This window comes from Amycolatopsis sp. FU40, assembly GCF_021903635.1.
In the GTDB taxonomy this organism is placed as follows: Bacteria; Actinomycetota; Actinomycetes; order Mycobacteriales; family Pseudonocardiaceae; genus Amycolatopsis; species Amycolatopsis dendrobii.
This window is the reverse complement of record NZ_CP091381.1, coordinates 2,583,038-2,603,257: the sequence shown is the minus strand read 5'-3', so window position 1 is coordinate 2,603,257 and position 20,220 is coordinate 2,583,038. Positions and strand designations below refer to the sequence as shown.

The following is a 20,220-nucleotide window of genomic DNA, read 5'->3' as shown; positions in this document are numbered from 1 at the left end:
CGGCAGCCCCTCCTTCCCGGCGCGGAACCCGTTTACCCTCGAGACATGGCGATCGCGAACGACCTCCGGGACTTCCTGATGACCCGGCGCGCGAAGGTCACTCCGGAGCAGGCCGGGCTGATCGCGGGCGGACGGCGGCGGGTGAGCGGTCTGCGCCGTGAGGAAGTCGCGCGGCTGGCCGGGGTCAGCACCGAGTACTACGTGCAGATCGAACGCGGCCGCGTGTCCGGTGTTTCCGACGAAGTCCTGCACGCCATCGCCACCGCGCTGCAGCTGGACGACACCGAGACCACGCACCTGTTCGACCTCGCCCGTGCCGCCGGGAAGCGCGCCGGACCGGGCCGCACGGTCCGCCATCCGGTCCCCGAAGGCGTCCAGGCCCTGCTCGACTCGATGGTCAACGCCCCCGCGATCGTCCAGAACGGACACCTCGACCTCGTCGCGGCCAACGCGCTCGGCCGTGCGCTGTACGCCCCCGTCTACGAACACACCCCGCCTAACCTCGCGCGGTTCATCTTCCTCGACGGCCACGCCGAAGAAATCTTTCCGAACTGGGCGAAGGCAGCCGACGACGCGGTCGCGCTGCTGCACGTCGAAGCCGCCCGGTCGCCGTATGCGAAGGCGGTCACGAGCCTGATCGGCGATCTCGCGACCCGCAGCGAGGCGTTCCGCACCCGATGGGCGGCCCACGACGTCAAAGCCCACCAGCGCGGCACGAAACGCTTCTGCCACCCGGTCGTCGGCGAGCTGACTTTGCGCTTCGAAGGCCTGGCGGTCACCAGCGCGCCGGGGCTCACGATGATCGGCTACACCGCGGAGGCGGGATCGGCTTCGGCGGAGGCGCTGCGGTTGCTGTCGAGCTGGATCACCGCGCCCGAATCGGAGACCCACCTCGACAGCAACCGGCTGGGCGGCTGACGCGGCGGGCGAAGCGGCGCGGTGATGACCGAGGTCTGTGAGGGGACCCCCGGCTCGTGCCGTCGGCTGGACTCGCCGAACTCTCGACCTGAGCAGAGGTGCCTGACCGCTCCTTGCGAGCCGCCTTAACGCACAGGCACCACCGCCGTGCGCGTCCGGCAGCGGCACGCGGGCTCCTCAGTGGACGGTGAGTCCGCCGGTCGGGCTGGCGACCAGGCCGGTGAGGTACTGGGACGCGCCGGAAGCCAGAAACGCGACGACGTCGCCGATGTCGTCCGGGGCCGCGACGCCCAGCGGGCTGCGTTCGAGGATTTTCTCGTACTGCCTGCGGTGCCGGTCGCTCACCGCGTCTTCCGACTCGAAGGCGGCAGTCCACGATGGAGAGTCGCGGACCACGGTGACGCAGACGCAGTTCACCCGGATCCGGTCGCGCGCAAGCTCTTTCGACAGCACCTTGCTCGCCATGATCAGGCCGCCGGAGAAGGTCGCGATCGCGGTCTGGCCGGGAGTCGGGACCCGGCCGCCCTCAGACGTCACGAAGACGACGCTTCCGCCGCCGCGCGCCCGAAGGTAAGGCAGGGCCGCCTGCACGACGTTGAGCTTCGCCGCGACAGCCGAACCGATGAACCCCGTCACGCGCGCCAGGTCGATCTCCGCGAACGGCCCGCGCACCGCGGTAGTGCGGGCCTCGTCGTCGTTGCCGCCCGCACTGGGCACGACGATGTCGATGCCGCCGAACCGCTCCGCCGTTTCCGCGGCCACCGCGGCCATGTCCTTGGCGGACCGGACGTCTCCTGCCACGAAATGCCCTTTGCCGCCCAATTCGGCCAGCGCGGCTTCGGCTTTGCGTTCGTCCCGGCCGTTCAGCACCACCGTCGCGCCGGCGGCGGCCAAACGACGCGCCGCGCCCAGGCCGATCCCGCCGGTGCCGCCGGTGATCAGGGCGACTTTTCCGGCCGATGCGGTCATCGGGATCCTCCGTGCCGGTCCGCGAAACTCACCACGCCCCGGATGTTCAGCCCGGCGTGCAGGTCCGCGTACGCCTCGTTGACCTGTTCGAGGTCGTAGGTCCGGGTGATCAGCTCTTCCAGTTTCAGCGAGCCGTTCCGGTAGAGATCCAGCATGAGCGGGATCTCCCGGGCCGGGCCGCCAATTCCGTAGAGCGCGCCCTGAATCCGCTTTTCCGACATGGTGAATTCGAGCAGCGGCACCGGAATCCCGGCGAGGTCGTGCTTCGCCGCGCTGGTCACCACGAGCGTGCCGCCCTTGCGGATCGCCGCGTGTCCCTGCGCGAGGTGGTCGGCGGCGAGCACGCCGACGCACACGATCGCCGCGTCCGCGCCTTGGCCGTTGGTCAGCGAACGGGCTCGTTCGGTTGCCTCGGCCATGTCCGCGAACGCCTCCGTAGCCCCGAGTTTCACCGCGAGTTCGCGCTTCATCGCCACCGGGTCGACGGCGAGGACGTGCTCGGCCCCGACGTAGCGCGCGCCCTGTACCGCGTTCATTCCGATGCCGCCGGCGCCCATCACGATCACCACGTCCCCGGGATCGATCCCGGCCGCGCGCACCGCGGAGCCCCAGCCGGTCGGGACTGCGCACCCGACGATCGCGGCGACCTCGAACGGGACGTCGCGGCGGATCGGCGTCGCGGAGACTTCGGGGATGACCGTCCACTCGGAAAACGTGGAGATGCACGCGTTCTGCGCGACGCCGCGACCGTCGGCGTGCATCCGGAACGTGCCGTCGAGCTGGGTGCCGACGGTGATCAGCGCCCCGTTGTCGCACAGGTTCTGCCGACCGGCCACGCACATCCGGCAGTGCCCGCACGCCGGGATGAACGACGTGACGATGTGGTCGCCCGGCGCGACCCGGGTGACGCCCGGCCCGACTTCGCGGACGATGCCGGCTCCCTCGTGGCCGCCGCAGGCCGGATAAGAGTGGAACGGGATGTCGCCCTGGGCGAAGTGGTCGTCGGAGTGGCACAGACCGGACGCCATCACCTGCACGAGGACTTCGCCCGCCTTGGGCGGATCCAGGTCCACTTCGCGCACGTCCCAGGCGCCCGGCGTCTCCCACAGCAGCGCGGCGGTTGTTTTCATGAAGCACCTCCGGGGTAGCAGGCACGCAGGAAACTCCGGTACGCGTCGGTCATACCGCTGCTGTGCGATTCGGCCGGGATCAGGTCGGTGCTGACTCGCAGACCTGGCAGCGGGCGCTCGGTCACCACGTCGAGGAAGCGCAGGAACTCGAGCGCCAGGTGCCGGTAGAACTTGCTCGGGCCGAGCATTTCGTACGCGTTGACGGTCAGGTGCAGGAACGTTTCCCGGGGCAGCCGGTCGAGGTTTTCGTAGCGTTCGTAGATCCGGCTGTCCGGCACGACGATTCCGGGGCTGCTGGCGCCGAACCGGGTGAAGAGGGCGGAACCCGAGGTCAAGGCGAACAGGGTGAACAGGCCGCCGTAGGAGTAGCCGAACAACCCGACGTCGTCGGCACGGAACCGATAGCGGGACTTGATCTCCGGATGTAGTTCGGTCTCCAGGAAGGCGAGGAAGTTGTCCGCGCGAGCGTTCTTCTGCTGAGCGAAGAACTCGTCGCACACCGACTCCGGCGCCGCGCCCGAGTCCACGCCGAGCCGACCACGGATGTGCGCACGCATGAAGTCCGGCACGCCCTCGCCTGGAGGAACCAGGTCGCGGTTGCGCAAGACCAGCTGGTTCGGTGCGTCTGCCGCGACATAGCCGACGTTCACCTGGACGTACGGCTCGACCGGGGACGCCTGCTGCCGGTCGGTGAGTGCGCCGCGCAGGCCGTCGGTGAGCGGCCCGACGATATTGCCGTCCGTGGCGTATACCAGCGGCCAATCTCCGCCGCGGTCGTAACCGCGGGGGAGGAAGACACTCACTGCGAACCTGGCGCCGACCGCGACCGAGTCGATCTCGAAGTACTCGGCGGGCATCGTCACGACGCCCCCTGGGACGCGAGCGAGGTCCACGTCCGGCGGGAGCGGCCGCGCACCACCCGGCCGAACGCTGATCCGGTGAGATGGCATTGCGCGGCAACGGTGTTCGGATCGCCCTCCAGTTCGCCCATGATCCGGGCGCGAGTCTTCTTGCCCAGTTCGGCGTCCACTTCGAAGGCCAGCGCGACCTCGTTGTCGGTGAGTTGCGCCGGACAGTGCAGGACGTCGCCGAGGATCAGCGCGCGGTCCGGTCCGGACGAGACCACCAGCGAGCAGTGCCCCGGCGTGTGTCCGGGTGTCGCGACGACCGAGACGCCGGGCGCGATCACGGTGCCGTCCGCGACCGCGTCGACCCGGCCTTCCAGCGGAGCCAGCACGCCGTGCGGGTCGGGACCGACCGCGGCCAGCGGATGGTCGCCGAGGGACTGCCAGTACTCGACTTCGCCTTCGCCGGCGAGGTGCCGGGCGTTGCCGAAGGTGAGGACGTCGTTCCGCGCGGTCCAGCCGACGTGGTCGATGTGCAGGTGCGTGAAGAAAACCGTGTCGATGTCCTCGGGAGCCAAGCCTTCCTCGCGGAGGCTCGTGAGCAGCCGGCCGGACCGGAACTCGCCGTCGGCGGCAGGGAAGGCGACGGTGCGATCGCCGAAACCGAGGTCGACGAGAATCTTGCCGTCGCCGGTGCGGATGAGGAAGGTGCCCAGCGACAGCACGAGTTTGCCGTCGGCGCCGAACAGTTCCGGGTGTGCGCTCCAGAGTTCGGGGGTGCCTGCCGGGAACAGCGCGGCCGCGGAGACGCTGGCCTCGCCGTCGGGCAGATAGCTGATGCTGATGTCGCCGACGGAGACCGTTTCCCGGGGCGATGCTTGTGCGGACATCGTTGTCCTTCCTGCGGTCAGGAGTCGTGGCGGACGACGCCGCGGATGTTGCGGCCCGCTTTCAGGTCGTCGAACCCGGCGGCGATGTCGTCAAGGGCGTACCGGGCGGTGATCAGTTCGTCGAGCTTCAACGCGCCCTGGCGGTACATCTCGAGCTGGGCCGGGATGTCCGCGGTCGGCGAGCTCGCGCCGAACAGCGAACCTTGCAGGCGCTTTTGGTAGAGGACCAGCTCGTGCAGGTTGAAGTCGCCGTCGCGGACGAAGCTCTCCCCCAGCCCGACCACGACGCACGTGCCCGCCTTGCGGACCGCTTCGAGTCCCTGGCCGAGGTGCCGCCCGGTCACGACACCGACGGTCACGATCGCCGCATCGGCGCCCTGCCCGTTGGTCATCGAGCGCGCCAGCTCGGTGGCCTCGGCCATGTCCGCGACCGCGTGGGTCGCGCCGAGCTTCAGCGCGGATTCCCGTTTGAACGCAACGGGATCGACCGCGATCACCGCGGCCGCTCCGGCGTGCGCGGCGCCCTGGACGGCGTTGATGCCGATGCCGCCGATGCCCATCACGATCACGACGTGCCCGGGCCGGACAGCAGCCGAGTTGACCGCCGCGCCCCATCCGGTGCCGACGCCGCAGCCGGTCAGGCACGCGACGTCGAGCGGGATGTCCGAGTCGATCTTGATCACCGACGCGGTGGAGACGGTGGTGTGCTCGCAGTAGGTCGAGAGGCCGGCCATCTGGCCGACCGGCTGCCCGTCGAGCGACAGCCGGAACGACGTCGGATCGCCCGGGCGCGCGCCGGTGCCGAGCGAGGCGCCGAGGTCGCAGAGGTTCTGCAGGCCGCGGGCGCAGAACCGGCACCGGCCGCAGACCGGGAGGAACGAGAACACGACGTGGTCGCCCTCGGCGAATCCCGGCGTGCCGGGCCCGACCGCCTCGACGATGCCGGCGCCTTCGTGCCCGCCCGCGAACGGAAGGATCGGCGGGATCTGGTCGCCGGTGGCGAAGTGGTCGTCGGAGTGGCACAGGCCGCTCGCGACCATCCGCACCCGCAGCTCGCCCGGCCGCGGGTCCTCGACTTCCAGTTCGACGACCTCGTACCGGCCGGGTGTTTCCCGCAGCACCGCTGCGCGGGTCAGCACCCGACCACCGCACCCCGCTGTGCGTCCATCGTTTTCGGCCTCCTTCTTTCCGGCAGCACAAAACAGCACTCGTGAGCGCTGTGAAATGCAAAGTCAACGGATTTCTCGCTGCGGTTTCGATGTTAGGCAGGTCGTCCGGCGAGAATCAATTCGGAATCTCCGAAGCGGCATTTCGAGGAACGGAAACCCAGACCGTCGGCGACTCCGGCCCGACAGCCGCGCGCCAAGGCAGGCGAGCTGTCACGAGACCGGGGGCTCGTCCACCGGCCGGTCCAGCAACTGCTCGATCAGCGCCCGGCACGCCGGACCCGGACGGCGGCCCGCGGCGGTGGCGAGGTGAATCTTCCGCTCCGCCCACGGTTCGGCGAGTTCGACCACCGCGACCCGGTCGAGGAACTCCCGCGGCACCATGCACTCCGGCTGTGCCGCGACCCCGAGCCCGGCCTGGACCAGGCTCAGCGCGACCTCTCCGCTGCGCACGCTGAACGCGGGCTCGAACTCCTCGCCCAGCCGGCGCGCCGCGGCCCGGAACGCGCCCGCCATCGGACCCACCGCGATCAGGGGCTCCGGCAGCAGCTCCGCGAACGTCACGCTCAGCCGGTCGGCGAACCGGTGCCCGCGCGGCAAGGCCACCACGATCCGGTCGCGGCGGTACGGCGTGACGTCCACGCCGGTCAGGTCGAGCTCGTGCGCGGCGGCGAACACGCCGAGGTCCGCTTCGCCGCGCGCGATCTCGTGCAGGATTTCCTTGTTTTCGATTTCGTGGACGATCAACCGGACTTGCGGATATTGCCGGTAGAATTCACCGAGTTCCCGGGCGAGAAACGGCGCGAAGATCGACCGGGCCGACGCGATCGTCAGATCTCCCTGCATTCCCTCGGTGAACGCCGCGATTTCCGACCGGATGTCCTCGAGGCTGCCGAAGATCTTGCGCACGTGCCGCGCCAGCACCGCGCCCGCGGGAGTCGGCGCCACGCCGCGCGGGCCGCGGTCCAGCAGTTCGATGCCGGCGATGGCCTCCAGATCGTGGATCCGTTTCGTCGCCGTCGACGCCGAGACGTTCTCCCGGATCGCGGCCAGCCCGATCTGCTTCTCCTCGACCGCGGACAGGAACAGCCGCAGGGTCAGGAGGTCGACCTGCCGGATCAGGTGCAGCCTGTTGAACGCGCTCACGCATAACCTCTATCACGTCGCCTGCGCGGGCACCCGTTCCACGAGGTTGACTTTCACGTGGTCAGGACGTTTCAAAGTGCCGTCCGGGACCAGCGTGACGGCTGTTTTCACGTTGAGCGCGGACCGGATGCGGCTTTCCAGGGACGTCCGGAGATCAGCCTGTTTCTCCGGGGCCAGCCCGGCCGCGTGCTCCACCACGAGCGGCAGCGGCCGCTGCGTCGAATGCCCCTCGAAGTCCGCGCGGATCCGCATCTCCCCGGTGGTGACCGGGGCCAGCTCCGCCACCAATTGCTTGATCGCCGACGGGAACACGTTGATCCCCCGCACGATCAGCATGTCGTCGGTCCGGCCGATGCACCGCACCGTGTACCCGGTCCGCCCGCACGCGCAGTCCGTGCCGGTGACGATCACGTGGTCCCGCGTCCGGAACCGCACCAGCGGCGAGGCCTGCCGCCGCAGCGCGGTGTACACCAGCTCGCCCTGGGCGCCCTCCGCCGGAGCGATCTGCTCGCCGGTGTCCGGGTCGATCAGCTCGGCGACCATCAGGTCCGGCGACAGGAAGTGCATCCCGTTCGCGGCCTCGCATTCGCCCCAGTACGTGCACGCGATGTCGGTGCCGCCGAGCATCTCCCGCGAGGTCGCGCCCCACAGCGATTCCAGCTTCTCGCGCACCGCGGGCAGCCCGCCGCCGGGTTCGCCGCCGACGCTGATCGCGCGAACACCCAGGTCGCGGGCGTCCAGGCCGACGATCGACGGGGCCTGCTCGGCGAGATAGGCAAGGAAGTACGGCGTCCCGATGAGCGCGTTCGGCCGCTGGTCCGCTTGCACCCGCAGGAGCCGCTCCGCGCCCGCCTCGGCGCCGATCGGGATGTCGACGATTCCCATGTGCTGCAGGATCTGCACCACCGGCAGCCCGCCGACGAATCCCTTGCTCATGCCGAACGCGTGCAGCAGCCGGTCGCCCGGCCGGAACCCGTTCGCGTACAGGGCCCGCGCGCCCAGTTCGCACCACGTTGCGATGTCGCCGCGGGTCAGCCCGACGTAGGACGGGCTGCCCGTGGTCCCCGAGGAGGCCTGGATCTGCACGATCTCGTCCGGGTTCGCCGCCGCGTGCGCGCCCAGCGGCGGTGCCGCGGCCAGGCTCTCGCGCAACTCCTGCTTCTCCGTGAACGGCAATCCGGCCAGGTCCTCGACCGTCCGCACCTTCGCCAGGTCGATCCCCGCGAACTTCTCCTGATAGAAGACACTGTTCGCGGCCACGTACGCCAACTGCTCCCGCAACCGGTCCTCTTGAACCGCCCGGGCGTCGCTCGCCGGCGCGGACTCGATCGCGCTCCACTGCTTTTCCGAATACGGCGCAGCCATGACACTTTCCACTTCTGTCCGGGGACGGGGTCAGGCCCGGGTCGGGAGCACCGAGCCGAGCAGGTCGTTGTCCGCGCCGATCGGGCGGACCGCGGGCAGCGGCGGCGGGCGCCTGCCGTCGAACGAGAGCGGCAGCCCGACCACGCCGATCTCGCCCTCGTCGGCGGAACCGATGATGCCGAGTTCCCGGGTCTGCTCGTGGCCGACCAGCTCCGGGGTCGTCTGCACCGGCGCGCACGGGATCCCGGCCGCCTGCAGCCGGTCCTGCCACTGGGCGCGAGTGCCGGTCGCGATCCGCTCGCCGATCAGCCGGTCGATTTCGGCGCGGTTCTCCAGCCGCGCGGCATTCGCCGCGAACCTCGGGTCGTCCGCCCATTCCGGGTGTCCAAGCGCGGCGGACAGCCGGGCGAACAGCGCGTCGTTGGCGCAGCTGATGATCAGCGCGCCGTCCGAAGCCGCGAACGCGCGGTGCGGGACGATGAACGCCACGCCGGAACCGTGCCTGCTGCCGGGGTAGCCGTCGGCCGCGTAGCCGGCGATGCCGACCGAGTTCCACGCGATCGCCGTCTCGAGCAGCGACGCGTCCACCGCGGCCCCGGTGTGCTTCACGTGGCGCCGATTCAAAGCCGCGAGGATGCCGATCACCGCCCACATCCCGGTGCCGAAGTCCACAATGGACACCCCGGCACGCACCGGTCCGCCGTCGTGTTCGCCGGTGATGTCCATGATCCCGGAGAACGCCTGCATCAGCGGGTCGTAACCGGGCAGTTCGCGCAGCGGCCCGGCCTTGCCGAACGCGCCGATCTCGCAGTGCACCAGCTCCGGTTTGGTCACCCGCAGGTTGTCCGCGTCGAGGCCGTACTTCGCCGCGCTGCCGGGCCGCAGGTTGTGCAGGAAGACGTCGGCTCGCTCAGCGATGAGCCGGTGCAGCGTCGCCAGCTGCTCGCGGTCTTTGATGTCGAGGCTGAGGTAGCGGCGGCCGCGGTTGAGCGCGTGGAACGCGGCCCCGTCGCCTTTCCACTGGCTCGGCCCCCAGCCGCGCGCGGAGTCGCCGGTCGGCCGCTCCACCTTCCACACCTCGGCGCCGAGTTCGGCCAGGATCTTGCCCGCGAACGGCGCCGACGCGCTGTCGCTCAGCTCCACCACGACGATCCCGCTCAGGGGCAGCTCACGCGTCATCGCGCACTCCAATCCCGGCAGCGCCCGAAGCGACCAGCGCACCGATCTCGTCCTCGCCGAACCCGAATTCCCCGAGCAGCTCCGCCGAATGCTCGCCCAGCCGAGGCGCGGGGTGCCGCAGCTCAGGAGAGCTTTCGCTCCACTGCTGCGGAATGCCGATGGTGCGCAGCCGTCCCTCCGACGGATGGTCCTGTTCGGCGAAGAACCCGATGTCGCTCATGTGCGGATCGCTCAGCAGCGTCTCCGGCGTGTTCATCCGGATGACCGGGATGTCCGCCTCGGCGAGCACCTTCAGCCACTCGTCGGTGGACCGGGTGGCGAACACCTCGGCCAGGAACGCGTACAGCTCGCCGATGTTCTCCGTCCGGCCGTGGATGTCGGCGAACCTCGGGTCCCGCGCCAGGTCCGCCCGGCCGACCGCGGCGAAGAACCGCTGCCAGTGCCGGGTGGTGTAGATGTTGACGCCCAGGTAGCCGTCCAGGGTCCGGTACGGGCGGCGGTCCGCGTTCAGCATCCGCGCGTAGCCCCACTCCCCGATCGGCGGGACGAAGGTGTGCCCGTAGAGGTGGTCGCCCATCGCGAAATGCGCGAACGTCTCGAACATCGGCACCTGTACCTCCTGCCCGTGCCCGGTGCGTTCCCGGTAGTACAACGCGGCGGCGACCGCCGACGAGGCCGCCATGCCGACCACGCGGTCCGCGATCGCGGTCGCGACGTACGCGGGTTCGCCCTGTCCGCGGCTCTGCAGCACCGGCATCCCGACCGCCGCCTGGATCAGGTCGTCGTAAGCCGGTTTGTCCGCGTAGGGACCGTTCTGGCCGAACCCGAAGCAGCCGCAGTACACCAGCCGCGGATTGATCTCGCGCACGTCCGCATAGGACAGTCCGAGCCGCCGCATCGCCGCCGGGCGCAGACTGTGCAGCAGCACGTCGGCCGAGCGCAGCATGCGGACGAGCGCGTCCCGGCCGTCCGGATGCTTCAGATCGAGCACGAGGCTGCGTTTGTTCCGGTTGAGGTGCAGGAAAATCGCGGCCATCCCGGGATTTCGCCGGGGGCCGACGCCGCGGGTGGTGTCGCCTTCGGGGGACTCCACCTTCGCGACGTCGGCACCGAGATCCGCGAGCAACAGGGACGCGTACGGCCCCATGAAGTTCGAGGTCAGGTCCAGGATCCGCACCCCGTCGAGCGGGCCTGCCATGTCATCCCTCCGTTGCCGGGGCGAACACCGGGAGCGTCTGCTCCCCGCGCCGCACGAAGCGGACCTCGACCGGCATGCCGATCTCGATCGCGTCCGGTTCCGCTTCGATCTGGGTAAACAGCCGGTAGCCCTCGGCGAGCTCGACGAACCCGACCGTATAGGGCACGATCGCGGCCCACACCGGCGTCGGACCGCGCATGATCGTGCTGTAGGACCACACTGTGCCGCGCCCCTGGGACTGTTCCCAGCCCAGCGAGCGGGCGGAGCAGTGCGGACAGTACGAGTGCGCGGGCCACACGACCTCGCTGCACGAATCGCAGCGCTGGTAAGTGAGCCGTTCCTCGTCGAGCGCCGCCCAGTACGGTTCGGCGTCCGGCAGCCGGTACGGCTGCGGCCAGTCCTCGCTCATCACGGCCTCCCCGCTTCGTCGCCGGACAACACCAGCACGCCCGCCGCGGCGAGCATTCCGCCCGCCCCCTGCACCAGCACCGTGCGCGGTTTCCGCTTCGGCGCCAGCCCCAGCGCGGTCCCGCGCAACTGCCGGACCGCCTCGACCAGACTGTCCATATTGCACGAGATCCCCGGCTGTCCGAAGGAAAGCCAGCCGCCGTTGGTGTCGGTCGGCAGGTCGCCGTCGACGCCGGTGCGGCCTTCGCGGTACACGTCGATGCCGTGGCCCTTCTTCGCGAAACCCAGGTCCTCCATGATGATCGGACCCATGTGCGCGAAGTTCACCGACAGCTGCAGCATGTCCACATCGGACGGAGTGAGCCCGGACCGGGCGAACGCCTGCCGGGCGGCCTCGACCGTCGCGGTGTGCGTGAGGTTCGGGAACTCGCCCAGTCCGGCGAACCGGCCCGACCGCATGTTCATCCGGTCGGTGAGGTACTCGTGCGTGGTCGCCGAACCGTAACCGCGCACCCACACCGGATCGCGGGCTTCCTTCGCGCGCTCCGGGGAGGTGACTACAAGCGCCCCGCCCGTGCCGCCGCCCCAGGTGGAGCACATCCACCGGCGCAGCGGCGTGGCGACGTACGGCGAGGACAGCACCTTCTCCCGGTCGATCTCGCCGTGTTTGCGCTTCGCCGCGTGCGGATGCCGCGCGCCCCACCGCTGGCTGGCGATGGCGACGTCGGCGAGGTCTTCCTCGGTCAGCCCGTATTCGTGGAAGTACCGGCGCGCGGCCTGCCCGTACAGCGACGGGATGGTCGGCCCGTACGGCACTTCGTACTGCGGGTCCGAATCGGCCTCCGAGCCCATCGCCACCGCGTCCACGAACAGTTCGGTCGCGTCGCTCTGCACGCACAGCACGTACTCCGCCGCACCGGCCGCGATCATCTGCGACGCCACCGCGATGGTGGACGTCAGTCCGGCGCCGTGCAGGGTGATCTCGCTGTTGAGCGTCACCGGCATCTGCAGGTGGGAGATGAAGATGTTGCTCCACTGGGACCGCTTGTCCGCCCACGGCGAGCGCCCGGTGAACACCGCGTCCACCTGGTGTTTGCCGATTCCGGCGTCGGCCAGCGCGGCCATCGTCGCCTCGGTGGCCAGCTGCAGCGGGTCTTTCCGGTCGGCCTTCGACGCGTACGCGTCGCCCATCCCGACGATCGCGGCGACCGGCTCGCCCGCGGTCACTTGCGCTCCGGCTGCTTCTCCGTGGGCAGCGACGCCGCGAGCAGCGCTTCGAGGTCCTCGCGGCGGCGCAGCATCAGCAGGCTCCATTCGCTGCGCTGCACCACGTACCCGTCCTGGTTGAGCGCCTTCATCAGGAACGTGGTGACGCCGTACTTCTCGTCTTTTTCCTTCTTCGCGGTGACTTCGGCGGTCACGTAGATCGTGTCGTCGATCGCGACCGGCTTGAGGTAGCGCAGGTTGTCGATCCCGTAGTTCGCCTGGATCGACGGGCCGAACTGGATCAGCCCGGTCATGATCGAGTACGTCAGCGAGCCCTGCACCAGCCGCTTCCCGAACCGGGTCTGCTCGGCGTAGTGCTTGTTGGAGTGGATCTCGATCCAGTTGCCGGTGAGCGCGCAGTAATTGACGACGTCGGCCTCGGTGATCGTCCGCCCGCCCGAACGGAAGGTCTGGCCGACCTCCAGCTCGTCGCAAGGCATGTCGATCCGGTTGTTGATCCCCATTGATCTTCTCTCCTCAGAACAGGATTCAGGCAGGCAGGCGCATCGACTTCGCGATGATCGTGCGCTGGATCTGGGACGTGCCGCCGCCGATCGTCGACTGGATGCTTTCGCGCAGGTACCGCTCCATGTCGCCCTCGGGAAGGTTCGCGTAGCCGCCGAGGATCTGCATGCCGTCGAGCGCGCACTGCTTCAGGGTTTCCGAGCCATACAGCTTGGCCATCGACGTCTCGCGGGCGGCCGGCAGGTTGTCCGCCTTCATCTGCGCCGCGCGGTAGCACAGCAGCCGAGCCGCATCGACGCGCGTCTGGTTCTCCGCCAGCATGTGCTTGAGCACCTGGAAATCGCGGATCGGCTTGCCGAACTGCGTGCGCTGGTGGGCGTAGCGGTTGGCGTTCTCGACCGCCTCCTGCGCGTTGCCGACGTAGGCCGCCGCGACCGCGCAGCGTTCCAGCTCCAGGTGTTCGGTGATGATCTTCCAGCCCTGGCCGACCTCGCCGAGCAGCGCGTCCGCGGGCACCCGGACCTCGTCGAGGAAGATCTCGGTCGTGCCGGTGGCGTGCCGGGACAGCGTCGGCAGCTTGCGGATGTCCAGGCCCGGGGTGTCGTTCGGGATCAGCAAGACGGACAGGCCGTTGTGCTTGTCGTTCTTGTCGGTGCGGACGAGCATCGCGATGACGGTGTCCTTGGCCGCGGCGCCGCTGCACCACAGCTTCGAGCCGCTGACGATCCAGTCGCCGTTCTCGTCCTGGCGCGCGTGGGTCTTCGTGTTGGCCGCGTCCGACCCCGCGTCCGGCTCGGAGATCGACACGGAGAACCGGATCTCGCCGTCGATGAACGGCTTGACGTAGCGGGCTTTCTGCTCCGCGGTGCCGTACTTGATGATGTTCATCGCGGTGAACGTGGGCACCAGCACCGAGCAGGCGAAGTCGAAGCCGAACTTGCCGAGCCCCTCGGCCATCAGGGAGTAGTCGAAGATGTCCCCGCCCGAGCCGCCCTCCGACTCCGGGATCAGGATGCCGAGCCAGCCCTGCTTCGCGATCTTGGCATACGCCTCGTACGGGTACTGCCGTTCGAAATCGCACTTGCGCACATATTCGACGGTGACCTCGTTGTCCATGAAGTCATTGACGGTTTTCAGCCACTCCGACTGCGCCTCGTCCAGGAAATTCGCGCACATTTTCTCGTACTCCCATCGCGGTTTCCATCAGATTAATGCGACCGGCCCGGAAAGCCAATTGACGATTCCCGAAGCCGGGATTCGGGTTTTCCGAACCCGGCGCGCAGGGCCGCGGCCTCTTCGGCGGAAAAGCCCCAGTCGGCCAGCGCCTCGTCCGCGTGCTCCCCCGGCGCGGCCGGCGGCCGCTGAATCGCTCCCGGCGTGCGGCTGAACCGCGGCGCGGGAGCGGGCTGCACGACGCCGTCGACCTCGACGAACGTGCCGCGAGCCCGCAGATGCGGATGGTCCGGGGCCTCCGCCATCGACAGCACCGGCGCGAGGCACACGTCCTGTCCTTCGGCGAGCGCGCACCAATCGTCGCGCGTCCGGGTGCGGAACACCTCGGCGAAGCGCTTTTTCATTTCCGGCCAATGCCGCCGGTCATGCTGGCCGGGCAGGTCGTCCTCGGCGAGGCCGAGCATCCGCAGGGTGTTGCGCCAGAACCGGGTCTCGTTCGCGGCGAGGCTGATCCAGCCGCCGTCCGCGGTCTCGTAGACCTGGTACCAGGGCGCGCCGGAATCGAGCCGGTTCGTGCCGCGTTCGTCGGTCCAGTAGCCCGCCGCGCGGAACCCGTAGAACGCCGTCATCAGCGACGCCGAACCGTCGACCATCGCCGCGTCCACCACCTGACCCTCGCCTGACCTGCGGCTTTCCAGCAGCGCGGACACCAAGCCGAGAGCCAGGTACAGCGATCCGCCGCCGAAGTCGCCTGTCAGATTCAGCGGGATCACCGGCGGGCCTCCTGCCTCGCCGATCGAGTGCACGACGCCGGTCAGCGACACGTAGTTGACGTCGTGTCCCGCGGCTTTCGCGAGCGGACCGTCCTGGCCCCAGCCGGTCATCCGGCCGTAGACCAGCGCCGGGTTCGCCGCGAGACATTCGTCCGGTCCGAGTCCCAGCTTCTCCGCGACACCGGGACGGAACCCCTCGACCAGCGCATCGGCCTGTCCGACCATCCGCAGCACGGCCGCGACCGCTTCCGGAGCCTTGAGATCCAGCGGCACGCCCCGGCGGCCGCGATGCATCAGGTTGAAGCGCGGTTCGATCGGCGCGCCGCCGTCGTAGCCGGGCGGGCGTTCGATCCGCAGCACCTCGGCGCCGAGATCGGCCAGCAGCATGCAGGCGAACGGCGTCGGCCCGACCCCGCCGAGCTCGACGATCCGTACCCCGGCCAGCGGTCCGGAATGCGTGTCTTCCATCCTCGCGACGCTACGCGCGCGGGCGAGCGAAACCTATTTCGCAAACCCGAAGCCGCACTTCGAGAACTCCGAATTGATTACCCCGAACGTCCTGCTTACGCTACGGCGACCCCGCTCGGGGCCCTATTTCGACCACATTCCCCGGTCCGCCGCACCCCATTCGGAGAGGGGCGTTCAATGACGACGCCGAAATCCCCGTCCGCACCGGAACCCGCCGCCCGCGCCCGCTCCGGCCGTCGCGCCGTCGTGGCGAGCATGGTCGGCACCACCGTCGAGTACTACGACTTCCTGGTCTACGGGGTCGCCGCCTCGCTGGTCTTCGGAAAGCTGTTCTTCCCGCAGGTCGACCCGGCCGCCGGGGTCCTGCTTTCGCTGTCCACCTTCGCGATCGCCTTCGTGATGCGCCCGATCGGCGCGGCCGTCTTCGGCAACCTCGGCGACCGCGTCGGCCGCAAACGCGTCCTGTTCCTGACCATGATGCTGATGGGCGTGGGCACCTTCGCGATCGGACTGCTGCCGACCTACCGCACGATCGGCATCCTCGCGCCCATCCTGCTCGTGCTCTGCCGCTTGGTCCAGGGCCTCGCCCTCGGCGGCGAACAAGCCGGCGGTTTCGTCATGAGCGTGGAAAGCTCCGGCGACCGACGCCGAGGCCTGGCCGGCGCGTTCGTCAATTCCGGCGCGGGCTGGGGCCTGCTCCTGGCGAACCTGCTGTTCCTGGTGCTGAACGAACTCCCCGGCGACGCCTTCCTCGCCTGGGGCTGGCGCATCCCGTTCCTGCTCAGCGCGGTGCTTGTCCTCGTCGGCCTCTACATCCGGGTCAAACTCGACGAAAGCCCCGAGTTCGTCCGCGTGGAAAACGCCCAAGCGGTGAAACGAGTCCCGCTGGCGGACGCGATCAAGCGCGGCTGGCGTCCGATGATCCTGGTGATGCTGTGCTGCCTCGGCACGCACGTCAATTTCTATGTGGTGACGGTGTATTCGCTGACCTACGGCACTTCGGTGCTGCACCAGCCGAAGACCACGCTGCTGTCGATGCTGCTCATCGTGACCGCGATGTACATGGTCACCACGCCGCTGTTCGGATTGCTGTCCGACCGCTTCGGCCGCAAACAGGTCTTCGTGGTCTCGGCGATCGCTCTGGTGCTGACCCCGTTCGCGTTCTACCCGCTGCTGGGCAGCGGCAGCTACCTGCCGATGGTCGCCGGTTTCGTGCTGCTGTTCATGGCGGTCAGCGCGAACTCCGCCGCCGAGCCGACCTTCTTCGCGCTGTCCTTCCCGCCTTCGATCCGGTACAGCGGGCTCGCGGTGTCCTACGGCCTGGGCGCGGTGCTCGGCGGCTCGTTCGCCCCGCTGATCTCCGCCGCCCTGTTCAAGTCGAGCGGCAGCTGGACGACCGTCGCGATCTACAACGGCGGTGCGGCGCTGATTTCCGTTGTGGCCGGGTTGGCGCTGCGGGAACTTCCCCGGCTGAGCACCACCACGTCGGCGGCACAGTCCGATTCCGCCCCGCAGGCCGTTTGAGCGGTCCAGGGGGCCTGACTGTCCGGGAAGCTGGACAGTCAGGCCCCCTGGACCGGCCTAGATTGCGACTGCGGGCAATCTGGTCTGGCGGAAGGGAAACCGACGATGGTGACGGACAAGGCCCAGTCAGCACGACGTAAGCGCACATCCGCCGCCCTGGCCGCCGCTGGATGTGTCACGGCGCTCCTGCTGGGGCCGACGGCACCGCAGTCGCGAGCGGACACCCCACTCCCCCCTCGGCATTACCTCCTGGTCGGCGGGTTCGCCTCGCCCGGGATCAGTTCGGTCAGCGTCACCCGGGACGGCGCGCTGACCACCGTGCCCGGATCCCCCTTCGCCGCGGGCCTCGGCTCGCTGGGCATGGCGATCACGCCCGACGCGCAGAAGGTGTATTCCGTCGACAGCGGATCGGGCGCCATCATCGGCTACCGCATCGGCTCGGACGGCACGTTGACCCCGATCGACGGCGGCATCGTCCTCGTGGGTCTCCCAGTCGTCGGGGCGGCCGTCACTCCGGACGGCTCCCGGCTCTTCGTCACGTTGGGAGGCGGCACGACCAGCCTTGGATCAGTACGCTCGTATGCGATCTCGCCGTCGGGCACGCTCAGCCGGACCGGCGCTCCCGACGCACCGATCGACAGCCCGATCAGCCAGATCGCGATAGCGCCGGACGCCAGCCACCTCATCGTCACGAACTACCTCGCGAACAGCGTGACGTCCTTCGCGATCGCCCCGGACGCGACGCTGGCCCAGGTCGGCACACCGGCACCCGCCGGGAACAAGCCGGTCATCCCCGCGTTCACGCCGGACGGCAAATACCTTTACGTCAGCAACGAAGGCAGCGGTGACCTCTCGGCCTACGCGGTCGGCCGGGACGGTTCGCTGACGGCGGTCCCCGGATCGCCGTATCCCAGCGGCGGAACCACGCACGGTGCCGTCAGCACGCCGGACTCGCACCGGCTCTACGTGCCCAACACCACCGCCAACACGGTAACCGGCTGGAGCATCAGCACCGGTGGCCGGCTGACTCCGCTGCCCGGTTCGCCGTATCAGATGCCGGTCATGCCGGGCCGGGTCACGCTCAGCGCGGACGGCAAGCACCTGTTCGTCATCCAGGCGATCGCGGTGAACAACCCGACGCTGCACAGTCAGGTGTACAGCTATCTGCTGCAGCCGGACGGCCAGCCAGTCCCCAGCGGCCTCCCGCCCGCCGACACCGGCCTCGTCTGGCACGACGGTTCGAACGCGTTCCTCACCCCGAACCAAGGCCCGCTGGCCGCACTGGCCGAAACCGGGTCCACGTTCGGCGCAACCCGCGGATTCTCCGCGGCGGCTTCCTCCGACCCGGACGGAACGGTGGCCCAGTACGCCTGGGATTTCGGCGACGGCCAGCGGCTGCTGACCACCACACCCGACGTCTCGCACACGTACGCCAAGCCCGGAACCTGGACCGTTACGGTGACCGTCACCGATGACGAAGGTTGTTCCACCAGCTTGATTTACGAGGGCACGTCGGTCGCTTGCGGCGGCGGCCCGCGCGCGCGGGCACGAACGACGATCACGACGTAGCGATCGGAAGTCCGCTGAAGCGGGGTCGAAACCACATCGGTTCCGGCCCCGCCCCTTCTCGGTCCCAGAGCGTCACTCGCTTCTCGACGATTGGCCAGGCCCGGTGCGGGCAAAGCGAATCCGCCCGCCCGCACCCGCCGTCATTCCGGCGTGCCGGGCATCGCCGAAGCGTCGAACGAAAGCAGCTCCCAGCTGTGGCCATCCGGGTCGTCCACCGCACGGTTGTAGAGCCAGCCCATGTCCTGCGGCGGACGCGGTTCGGACCCGCCCGCTTTGACGGCGGCGTCGGCCAGCCGGTCGACCTCCTCCTTCGACTCCGCGGGCAACGCGAGGATCGACTCGATCGCACCGGAGGCGACCGGCCGCGAGGTGAACTGGCTGAACTGCTCGTGCGTCATGATCTGCACGGCCACCGTCTCGCCGAGGGCGACCTGCGCGGAAGTCTCGTCGGTGAACTGCGGGTTGACCACACCGCCCAGCGCCACGTAGAACGCCGTGCTCGCGTCCAGGTCGGCGACCGGCAGGTTGACATAGATCTGCGTGAAAGCCATCGGTGCTCCTCGGTTCTGGCAGCCGGTCGTTCCGGCTGACTGAGAACCTACGGAGCGACCTCGGCGTCAGTCTTGTACAGGAGCGACACCACCTCGCCGGCGTCCGGACGACGCAGCTGCGTCGCCGTCCGGCCGACGAACCGGGTCAGCGACCGCGCCAGATGCGGCTGATCGTGATACCCGACCAGATGCACGACCTCGGTCGCGGCCACGCCCTGGCGCAGCAGCATCGTGGCCTGCCGGGCCCGCTCGATCTGCCGGATCATGCTCTGCGTCAGGCCCGTGGCCGCGGCGACCCGGCGCTGCACCGAGCGCGGGGTGACCAGCACCGGCCGCTCCCCGGCGAGGACGTCGGCAACCAGCGGGTCCCGCACCAGCAGCCCCGCCCGGACCAGGCGGTCCACGAACGTCTCCGCGTTCTCGTACGTGGGGATCTCCCACTCGGTGTTTTGCAGCACGAACGAGCGCGGCGTCGTGAACGGGCTCGACACGGTGCCGTCCACCAGGCCGCCCACCGGCAGATTCCGCAGGAAGGCGCCGTGCCGGAAGATCACGCCGAAGGCGCTGCCCAGCCCCTCGCCCAACGAAACCACGGTGGGCCGCGTTTCGGGACCGCGGACCGACACGGCGGTCACCCCGGCCGACGCCCACACCAGCAGTTCCCAGTTCGAGTTCACGACCGACACCATGCGTTCCGGCACGGAGCCGCCATGCGGCCCCACCCGATACACGCCCTCGACATAGGGCGAGTCCGACACCCGGTACTCCAGCCCTGGAATCCCCTCAACCCGGTCGAGCGACACGCCCGGCATCGTAGCGCGCAGCCTGCGCGGTCAGCTCGCGACGAGCATCCGCAGGAAGAACGAGCCGGGGCAGAACGCGGCCATGACGACGAACGAACACCCCAGCATGCCCCGGCTGGTCTTCTCCACCGGATACGACTCCCCCAGCGCGCCGGGATTGACGCACACCGGCAAGGCTTGGCGGACCGGCAGGGGCCGGGTCTTGCTCCAGACCGTCTTCCCTTCACGAGGGACAGACCGGCGCGCCTGCCAGCGCTCGGACTCCGGCGAAGGCCGTGCGGTTTCCTCCATGCCTCCTGGCGCTGCGCGATCTCCATCGCGGCGAATGGATCCTGCGGTGTCCATGGCATGAGTCGCGGACCGTGCTGTCGAGGACGGAGCGGGCACGTTCGCGCCGACCTGGAACCGTGTCGG

Annotated in this window: 20 protein-coding genes; 3 read left to right on the top strand and 17 right to left on the bottom strand. The window is 69.3% G+C overall.

All coding sequences use genetic code 11. The features are described from left to right. Positions 1-45 precede the first annotated feature (45 nt). A complete protein-coding gene (locus L3Q65_RS12905) occupies positions 46-918 on the top strand; it encodes a helix-turn-helix domain-containing protein (RefSeq protein WP_182889356.1) in 873 nt (290 codons plus the stop codon). A gap of 177 nt (positions 919-1,095) precedes the next feature. Here the strand turns inward: L3Q65_RS12905 and L3Q65_RS12900 are convergent, their stop codons facing one another. From L3Q65_RS12900 to L3Q65_RS12835, 14 genes are all read right to left on the bottom strand, one after another. After that, the gene (locus tag L3Q65_RS12900; RefSeq protein ID WP_237599756.1) at positions 1,096-1,887 is read right to left on the bottom strand and encodes an SDR family NAD(P)-dependent oxidoreductase; all 792 of its coding nucleotides are present in this window, start codon (positions 1,885-1,887) and stop codon (positions 1,096-1,098) included. Continuing rightward, the gene (locus L3Q65_RS12895; protein WP_237599755.1) at positions 1,884-3,017 is read right to left on the bottom strand and encodes an NDMA-dependent alcohol dehydrogenase; all 1,134 of its coding nucleotides are present in this window, start codon (positions 3,015-3,017) and stop codon (positions 1,884-1,886) included. Before L3Q65_RS12895 ends, L3Q65_RS12900 begins: the two co-directional genes overlap by 4 nt. Further along, positions 3,014-3,874, bottom strand: a complete 861-nt coding sequence (locus L3Q65_RS12890) for an alpha/beta hydrolase (RefSeq protein ID WP_237600886.1) — start codon at positions 3,872-3,874, stop codon at positions 3,014-3,016. Before L3Q65_RS12890 ends, L3Q65_RS12895 begins: the two co-directional genes overlap by 4 nt. A 2-nt stretch (positions 3,875-3,876) precedes the next feature. After that, positions 3,877-4,752, bottom strand: coding sequence for an MBL fold metallo-hydrolase (locus tag L3Q65_RS12885; RefSeq protein WP_237599754.1), 876 nt, complete (start codon positions 4,750-4,752; stop codon positions 3,877-3,879). 17 nt (positions 4,753-4,769) lie between these two features. Beyond that, positions 4,770-5,891: an NDMA-dependent alcohol dehydrogenase gene (locus L3Q65_RS12880; protein WP_182889361.1), complete on the bottom strand. Its 1,122-nt coding sequence runs from the start codon at positions 5,889-5,891 to the stop codon at positions 4,770-4,772. Between the two features lie 240 nt (positions 5,892-6,131). Beyond that, entirely contained in the window at positions 6,132-7,064 is a 933-nt protein-coding gene (locus L3Q65_RS12875) for a LysR family transcriptional regulator (RefSeq protein WP_182889362.1), read from the bottom strand. A 12-nt stretch (positions 7,065-7,076) separates the two neighbouring features. Then, positions 7,077-8,429, bottom strand: a complete 1,353-nt coding sequence (locus L3Q65_RS12870) for a phenylacetate--CoA ligase family protein (RefSeq protein ID WP_182889363.1) — start codon at positions 8,427-8,429, stop codon at positions 7,077-7,079. A 30-nt stretch (positions 8,430-8,459) separates the two neighbouring features. Beyond that, positions 8,460-9,608, bottom strand: a complete 1,149-nt coding sequence (locus tag L3Q65_RS12865) for a CaiB/BaiF CoA-transferase family protein (protein ID WP_182889364.1) — start codon at positions 9,606-9,608, stop codon at positions 8,460-8,462. Further along, the gene (locus L3Q65_RS12860) at positions 9,598-10,806 is read right to left on the bottom strand and encodes a CaiB/BaiF CoA-transferase family protein (protein WP_237599753.1); all 1,209 of its coding nucleotides are present in this window, start codon (positions 10,804-10,806) and stop codon (positions 9,598-9,600) included. Before L3Q65_RS12860 ends, L3Q65_RS12865 begins: the two co-directional genes overlap by 11 nt. Position 10,807: 1 nt before the next feature. Then, positions 10,808-11,215: a Zn-ribbon domain-containing OB-fold protein gene (locus tag L3Q65_RS12855; protein ID WP_182889366.1), complete on the bottom strand. Its 408-nt coding sequence runs from the start codon at positions 11,213-11,215 to the stop codon at positions 10,808-10,810. After that, the gene (locus tag L3Q65_RS12850) at positions 11,215-12,441 is read right to left on the bottom strand and encodes a thiolase family protein (protein WP_220506604.1); all 1,227 of its coding nucleotides are present in this window, start codon (positions 12,439-12,441) and stop codon (positions 11,215-11,217) included. Before L3Q65_RS12850 ends, L3Q65_RS12855 begins: the two co-directional genes overlap by 1 nt. Further along, a complete protein-coding gene (locus tag L3Q65_RS12845) occupies positions 12,438-12,944 on the bottom strand; it encodes a MaoC/PaaZ C-terminal domain-containing protein (RefSeq protein ID WP_182889368.1) in 507 nt (168 codons plus the stop codon). The genes L3Q65_RS12850 and L3Q65_RS12845 overlap by 4 nt, the downstream gene beginning before the upstream one ends. A 25-nt stretch (positions 12,945-12,969) precedes the next feature. Further along, a complete protein-coding gene (locus L3Q65_RS12840) occupies positions 12,970-14,121 on the bottom strand; it encodes an acyl-CoA dehydrogenase family protein (protein ID WP_182889369.1) in 1,152 nt (383 codons plus the stop codon). A 32-nt stretch (positions 14,122-14,153) separates the two neighbouring features. Further along, positions 14,154-15,359 carry a CaiB/BaiF CoA-transferase family protein gene (locus tag L3Q65_RS12835; protein ID WP_182889370.1) on the bottom strand — a complete coding sequence of 402 codons (1,206 nt, stop codon included), beginning with the start codon at positions 15,357-15,359 and terminating at the stop codon, positions 14,154-14,156. Positions 15,360-15,536: 177 nt separating this feature from the next. On the opposite strand from L3Q65_RS12835, the gene L3Q65_RS12830 reads away from it, so the two are divergent. Both L3Q65_RS12830 and L3Q65_RS12825 read left to right on the top strand, forming a co-directional pair. Continuing rightward, positions 15,537-16,883: an MFS transporter gene (locus L3Q65_RS12830; protein ID WP_237599752.1), complete on the top strand. Its 1,347-nt coding sequence runs from the start codon at positions 15,537-15,539 to the stop codon at positions 16,881-16,883. Positions 16,884-16,988: 105 nt separating this feature from the next. Continuing rightward, positions 16,989-18,452: a PKD domain-containing protein gene (locus L3Q65_RS12825; RefSeq protein ID WP_237599751.1), complete on the top strand. Its 1,464-nt coding sequence runs from the start codon at positions 16,989-16,991 to the stop codon at positions 18,450-18,452. A gap of 140 nt (positions 18,453-18,592) precedes the next feature. Here L3Q65_RS12825 and L3Q65_RS12820 read toward each other — a convergent pair whose 3' ends face one another. From L3Q65_RS12820 to L3Q65_RS12810, 3 genes are read right to left on the bottom strand one after another with little or no spacing between them, the layout of a single operon-like run. Continuing rightward, complete coding sequence (locus L3Q65_RS12820; RefSeq protein ID WP_220506724.1) at positions 18,593-19,003, bottom strand: VOC family protein; 411 nt, start codon at positions 19,001-19,003, stop codon at positions 18,593-18,595. A 47-nt stretch (positions 19,004-19,050) separates the two neighbouring features. After that, positions 19,051-19,806, bottom strand: coding sequence for a helix-turn-helix domain-containing protein (locus L3Q65_RS12815; RefSeq protein ID WP_237599750.1), 756 nt, complete (start codon positions 19,804-19,806; stop codon positions 19,051-19,053). Between the two features lie 30 nt (positions 19,807-19,836). Beyond that, positions 19,837-20,097 carry a hypothetical protein gene (locus tag L3Q65_RS12810; protein WP_182889374.1) on the bottom strand — a complete coding sequence of 87 codons (261 nt, stop codon included), beginning with the start codon at positions 20,095-20,097 and terminating at the stop codon, positions 19,837-19,839. Positions 20,098-20,220 lie beyond the last annotated feature (123 nt).

Bases quoted from the DNA above. Each gene is read 5' to 3' on its own strand.
- L3Q65_RS12905 (WP_182889356.1), top strand. From the start codon at position 46: ATGGCGATCGCGAACGACCTCCGGGACTTCCTGATGACCCGGCGCGCG.
- L3Q65_RS12900 (WP_237599756.1), bottom strand. From the start codon at position 1,887: ATGACCGCATCGGCCGGAAAAGTCGCCCTGATCACCGGCGGCACCGGC.
- L3Q65_RS12895 (WP_237599755.1), bottom strand. From the start codon at position 3,017: ATGAAAACAACCGCCGCGCTGCTGTGGGAGACGCCGGGCGCCTGGGAC.
- L3Q65_RS12890 (WP_237600886.1), bottom strand. From the start codon at position 3,874: ATGCCCGCCGAGTACTTCGAGATCGACTCGGTCGCGGTCGGCGCCAGG.
- L3Q65_RS12885 (WP_237599754.1), bottom strand. From the start codon at position 4,752: ATGTCCGCACAAGCATCGCCCCGGGAAACGGTCTCCGTCGGCGACATC.
- L3Q65_RS12870 (WP_182889363.1), bottom strand. From the start codon at position 8,429: ATGGCTGCGCCGTATTCGGAAAAGCAGTGGAGCGCGATCGAGTCCGCG.
- L3Q65_RS12865 (WP_182889364.1), bottom strand. From the start codon at position 9,608: ATGACGCGTGAGCTGCCCCTGAGCGGGATCGTCGTGGTGGAGCTGAGC.
- L3Q65_RS12860 (WP_237599753.1), bottom strand. From the start codon at position 10,806: ATGGCAGGCCCGCTCGACGGGGTGCGGATCCTGGACCTGACCTCGAAC.
- L3Q65_RS12855 (WP_182889366.1), bottom strand. From the start codon at position 11,215: ATGAGCGAGGACTGGCCGCAGCCGTACCGGCTGCCGGACGCCGAACCG.
- L3Q65_RS12845 (WP_182889368.1), bottom strand. From the start codon at position 12,944: ATGGGGATCAACAACCGGATCGACATGCCTTGCGACGAGCTGGAGGTC.
- L3Q65_RS12840 (WP_182889369.1), bottom strand. From the start codon at position 14,121: ATGTGCGCGAATTTCCTGGACGAGGCGCAGTCGGAGTGGCTGAAAACC.
- L3Q65_RS12835 (WP_182889370.1), bottom strand. From the start codon at position 15,359: ATGGAAGACACGCATTCCGGACCGCTGGCCGGGGTACGGATCGTCGAG.
- L3Q65_RS12830 (WP_237599752.1), top strand. From the start codon at position 15,537: ATGACGACGCCGAAATCCCCGTCCGCACCGGAACCCGCCGCCCGCGCC.
- L3Q65_RS12825 (WP_237599751.1), top strand. From the start codon at position 16,989: ATGGTGACGGACAAGGCCCAGTCAGCACGACGTAAGCGCACATCCGCC.
- L3Q65_RS12820 (WP_220506724.1), bottom strand. From the start codon at position 19,003: ATGGCTTTCACGCAGATCTATGTCAACCTGCCGGTCGCCGACCTGGAC.
- L3Q65_RS12810 (WP_182889374.1), bottom strand. From the start codon at position 20,097: ATGGAGGAAACCGCACGGCCTTCGCCGGAGTCCGAGCGCTGGCAGGCG.